The organism is Streptomyces sp. NPDC000229 (genome assembly GCF_040300825.1).
GTDB lineage: Bacteria > Actinomycetota > Actinomycetes > Streptomycetales > Streptomycetaceae > Streptomyces.
The window spans coordinates 1-4997 of the sequence record NZ_JBEPEL010000152.1 but is presented as its reverse complement, the minus strand read 5'-3'; the positions used below and the strand labels follow the sequence as shown (position 1 = coordinate 4997).

General features: G+C 69.4%; 4 protein-coding genes. All 4 read left to right on the top strand.

Annotation, left to right across the window (positions count from 1 at the left end):
* Positions 1-601 precede the first annotated feature (601 nt).
* The 4 genes from pstS (at position 602) to pstB (ending at position 4711) form a co-directional block, all read left to right on the top strand.
* Positions 602-1732, top strand: coding sequence for a phosphate ABC transporter substrate-binding protein PstS (gene pstS, locus ABT360_RS35035; RefSeq protein ID WP_351825765.1), 1131 nt, complete (start codon positions 602-604; stop codon positions 1730-1732).
* A gap of 115 nt (positions 1733-1847) precedes the next feature.
* Positions 1848-2837 (top strand): phosphate ABC transporter permease subunit PstC, encoded by a 990-nt coding sequence (gene pstC / locus ABT360_RS35030; protein ID WP_351825763.1) that lies wholly within the window; start codon positions 1848-1850, stop codon positions 2835-2837.
* Positions 2837-3913 carry a phosphate ABC transporter permease PstA gene (gene pstA, locus ABT360_RS35025; protein ID WP_351825761.1) on the top strand — a complete coding sequence of 359 codons (1077 nt, stop codon included), beginning with the start codon at positions 2837-2839 and terminating at the stop codon, positions 3911-3913. The genes pstC and pstA overlap by 1 nt, the downstream gene beginning before the upstream one ends.
* A 21-nt stretch (positions 3914-3934) precedes the next feature.
* Positions 3935-4711: a phosphate ABC transporter ATP-binding protein PstB gene (gene pstB, locus ABT360_RS35020; RefSeq protein ID WP_351825759.1), complete on the top strand. Its 777-nt coding sequence runs from the start codon at positions 3935-3937 to the stop codon at positions 4709-4711.
* Positions 4712-4997: the final 286 nt, after the last annotated feature.

The window sequence follows — 4997 nt, the reverse complement described above, 5'->3', positions numbered from 1 at the left end:
CCGATCGGCGGCCGGAAACGGCGACGAGAGTGCTCGGGCACCCCGCCGACGGCGAGGAGGTGAGCCCGGAGGGGCCCCGACCCTGGCCCACCGGCCCCGGCCGACCCCGCCCGCGGGCGCCGCACGACCGCACACCCGGCCCCGGCCGACCCGCCCGCGCACGGCACGGCACCACGCCCCCGGAGGGGTTGCGCGTCTGCCTCACACCCCCGGGTTACCTCCCGTCCACGGGCCGCCCCCCGCTCGGGTGGTCCCGGGACCGCCCCGCGTACCGCTCACACCGGCGCACGCCCCCGCGCCCGTGCCCGGGGGGCGCCCCTCACCGGCCCTCAGCACACGGCCCCGCGCCCCGCAAGAAGGCACCGCCGGACGGCGCCGCGCCGCTGGAGAATGAGCCGCGCCGCCCCTCACCACGGCTTCCGTCACGGTTCACCTGCCGTTCACTCTCCTCGGTCGGCCGCTTCACCTGGTCTGCCTAATTTCGGCCGTGCAAGGTGAACGGCAAAGCTCAGAAAAGCGAGCCGCCCGCCATCCACTCCCCGACACACGCCGCCGCACGACGTAACACCGGACCGGCGGCTCCTGGAAGGAACACCCGAAAGTGAAGCTTCAGCGCAAGAACGGGCTTCGCGCCACCGCGCTCGGCGCCCTCGCCGTCTCCGGCGCCCTGGTCCTCACGGCGTGTGGTTCGGACGACAACACCGGCGCCTCCAACGGCGGCAAGAAGACCGGGGCCGCGTCGAACATCAAGTGCGAGGGTGCCAAGGGCCAGCTCCTGGCCTCCGGCTCCTCCGCGCAGAAGAACGCGATGGACCTGTGGGTCAGGAACTACATGGCCGCCTGCACGGGCGTGGAGATCAACTACAAGTCCTCCTCCTCCGGTGAGGGCATCGTCGCCTTCAACCAGGGCACCGTCGGGTTCGCCGGCTCCGACTCCGCGCTCAAGCCGGACGAGGTCGCCGAGTCCAAGAAGATCTGCAAGGGCGGCCAGGGCATCAGCCTTCCGATGGTCGGCGGCCCGGTCGCGATCGGTTACAACCTGCCCGGTGTGAAGGACCTCGTCCTCGACGCCCCGACCCTCGCCAAGATCTTCAACGACAAGATCAAGAAGTGGGACGACCCGGCGATCGCCAAGCTCAACCCGGACGCCAAGCTCCCGAGCACGGCGATCCAGGCGTTCCACCGCTCCGAGGACTCCGGCACCACGCAGAACCTCGGCAAGTACCTCGGCAAGGCCGCCAAGGCGGACTGGCCGTACGAGGCCGAGAAGAAGTGGCCCGCCCCCGGCGGCCAGGCCGCGTCCGGCTCCTCCGGCGTCGCCGCCCAGGTGAAGCAGGCCGAGGGCGCCATCGGCTACTTCGAGCTGAGCTACGCCACCTCGCAGAACATCCCGACCGTCCAGATCAACACCGGCGCCTCCGCCCCGGTCGCCGCCACCTCGGAGAACGCCTCCAAGGCCATCGCCGCCGCCAAGATCAAGGGCACCGGCAAGGACCTGGCCCTGGAGCTGGACTACGCCACCAAGGCGGAGGGCGCGTACCCGATCGTCCTGGTCACCTACGAGGTCGTCTGCGACACCGGCAACAAGGCCGAGACCCTCGGCACCGTCAAGTCCTTCCTGAGCTACGCCGCCTCCGACGAGGGCCAGAAGGTCCTCTCCGACGCCGGCTACGCCCCGATCCCGGCCGAGATCAACGCCAAGGTCCGCGAGACCGTCAACGGCCTCTCCTAAGCACGAGCAAGGGCCGGCCCGGCGCACGACGACCGGGCCGGCCTCCACCCCATCCGGTGCACCGCCGCCAGGGGAGCCGCCACCACGGACTTCCCCCACACAGACCGGAAAGACCATGGCTATAACGACTGACAACGCACCGGCTCCGCCGGTCGCCGGGAAGCCGGGCTCCACCTCCACGGGCCGCGCGGGCGACAAGATCTTCCTCGGCCTCTCCCGCGGCTCGGGCATCCTGCTCCTGGTGATCATGGCGTCGATCGCCGTGTTCCTCACCTACCGGGCCTCGCTCGCCCTGGCCGAGAACGAAGGCAACTTCCTCACCACCTTCGACTGGAACCCGGCCGGGCAGCCCCCCGTCTTCGGCATCGCGGTCCTGCTCTTCGGCACGATCGTGAGCTCGATCATCGCGATGGTGATCGCAGTCCCCATCGCCGTCGGCATCGCGCTGTTCATCTCGCACTACGCGCCCCGCAAGCTGGCCGCGCCCCTCGCGTACGTGGTCGATCTGCTGGCCGCCGTGCCGTCGATCATCTACGGCATCTGGGGCGCCCTCTTCCTCGTCCCGTACCTGGAAGGCCTGAACCTCTGGCTGGACGAGTTCCTGGGCTGGACGTACATCTTCGAGAAGACCGAGGTCGGCGTCGCCCGCTCACTGTTCACCGTCGGCATCCTGCTGGCGATCATGATCCTGCCGATCGTGACCAGCGTCAGCCGCGAAGTCTTCCTCCAGGTGCCGCGCATGAACGAGGAAGCCGCCCTGGCCCTCGGCGCGACCCGCTGGGAGGTCATCCGCCTCTCCGTGCTGCCCTTCGGCCGCTCCGGCGTCATCTCCGCCTCGATGCTGGGCCTCGGCCGCGCGCTCGGCGAGACGATGGCCGTCGCCACGGTCCTCTCCCCGAGCTTCGTGATCTCGCTGCACCTGCTCAACCCGGGCGGCGGTACGTTCGCCCAGAACATCGCCGCGAAGTTCGACGAGGCCAACGAGCTGGGGCGCGACGCCCTGATCGCCTCCGGCCTGGTGCTCTTCGTCCTCACCCTGCTGGTCAACGGCGCGGCCCGCCTGATCATCGCGCGCCGCAAGGAGTACTCGGGGGCGAACGCCTGATGAGCAATGTGATCCAGGACGCGAAGCCCGAGCAGGCCGCCCCGGCCCTCAAGGGCAGCCTCAGCGCGCGCCGTATGCCGCGCTGGGCCCCGGCCGGTTTCGCCGCCGTGTCGGTCGCCCTCGGTATCGGTGTCGGCGTCGCCACCGGCCTCGAAAGCCGTATCCAGTGGGGCCTGATCGCGGCCGCCCTGTTCGTCGTCGTCTCGTACATCGCGACCACGGCCGTCGAGAACCAGCGCCAGGCCAAGGACCGGCTCGCCACCAGCGTCGTCTGGGTGTGCTTCGTCCTCGCCGTCGTACCGCTGCTGTCCCTGATCTGGGTGACGGTCAGCCGCGGCGTCAAGGTCCTCGACGGGTACTTCCTCACCCACTCGATGGCCGGCGTCCCCGGCTTCGACGTCGGCGGCGGTGTCTACCACGCGCTGATCGGCACCTTGGAGCAGGTCGGCCTGGCCACCCTGGTCTCCGCGCCGATCGGCCTGCTGACGGCCGTCTACCTCGTCGAGTACGGCAAGGGCGCGCTCGCCAAGGCCGTGACGTTCTTCGTCGACGTCATGACGGGCATCCCGTCGATCGTCGCCGGCCTGTTCATCCTCTCCATCATGCTGATCGCGGGCCTGGCACCGTCCGGCCTCATGGGCGCCCTGGCGCTGGCGATCCTGATGATCCCGGTCGTGGTCCGCTCCACGGAGGAGATGCTCAAGCTCGTCCCCAACGAGCTGCGCGAGGCCGCGCTCGCCCTCGGCGTACCGAAGTGGCGCGTCATCCTGAAGGTGGTCATCCCGACCGCGATCGGGGGTATCACCACGGGTGTGATGCTCGCGATCGCCCGCATCGCCGGTGAGACCGCGCCGATCATGCTGCTGGTCTTCGGCAGCCAGCTGATCAACACCAACCCCTTCGAAGGTGCCCAGTCCTCGCTCCCCTTCTACATCTGGGAGCAGTACAAGGTCGGCAGTGAGGCGTCGTACGACCGCGCCTGGGCCGCCGCCCTCGTCCTGATCGCCTTCGTCATGATCCTCAACCTGGTCGCCCGCGGCATCGCCCGCTGGAAGGCCCCGAAGACCGGCCGCTAAGGCCACCTGGAAGTGATTGAAATGGCCAAGCGAATCGACGTCAGCGGCCTCACCGCCTACTACGGCTCCCACAAGGCGATCGACGACATCTCCATGACCGTCGAGCCCCGCTCCGTGACGGCCTTCATCGGCCCGTCCGGCTGCGGCAAGTCCACCTTCCTGCGCACCCTGAACCGTATGCACGAGGTCACCCCCGGTGGCCGCGTCGAGGGCAAGGTGATGCTGGACGACGAGAACCTGTACGCGTCGAACGTCGACCCCGTCGCCGTGCGCCGCACGGTCGGCATGGTCTTCCAGCGCCCCAACCCCTTCCCCACGATGTCGATCTTCGACAATGTCGCGGCGGGGCTGCGCCTGAACGCCAAGTACAAGAAGGCCGAGCTCGCCGAGGTCGTCGAGCGCTCCCTCAAGGGCGCCAACCTCTGGAACGAGGTCAAGGACCGCCTCAACAAGCCCGGTTCCGGCCTCTCCGGCGGCCAGCAGCAGCGCCTGTGCATCGCCCGCGCCATCGCGGTCGAGCCGGACGTCCTGCTGATGGACGAGCCCTGCTCGGCGCTCGACCCGATCTCCACGCTCGCCATCGAGGACCTGATCAGCGAGCTGAAGGAACGGTTCACGATCGTCATCGTGACCCACAACATGCAGCAGGCGGCCCGCGTCTCCGACCGCACCGCCTTCTTCAACCTGGCCGCGGTCGGCCAGCCGGGCAAGCTCGTCGAGATCGATGACACGGAGCGCATCTTCTCCAACCCGTCGGTCCAGGCCACGGAGGACTACATCTCCGGCCGGTTCGGTTAAGCACGAACCGGACCCCCCACGTCCTGCGGTGCTGCATGGCGGTGCCACCGCAAGGCGAAGGGCCCGCCCCCTCTCCCAGGGGGGCGGGCCCATTCACGTGCCTGCTTCCGCGGCCTCCGTCAGCCGAAGAACAACCGCACCACGAAGAAGCTCGCCGCCGCGACCAGCGCCGCCGCCGGCATCGTGATACTGTTGTACCTGTCCGGGCCGACCGCTGCGACCACCACGGTGGAAACGGTCTTCGCGGGCACGGCGGTCCGTACGAAAGTGCTCGGCACGAAGGCCG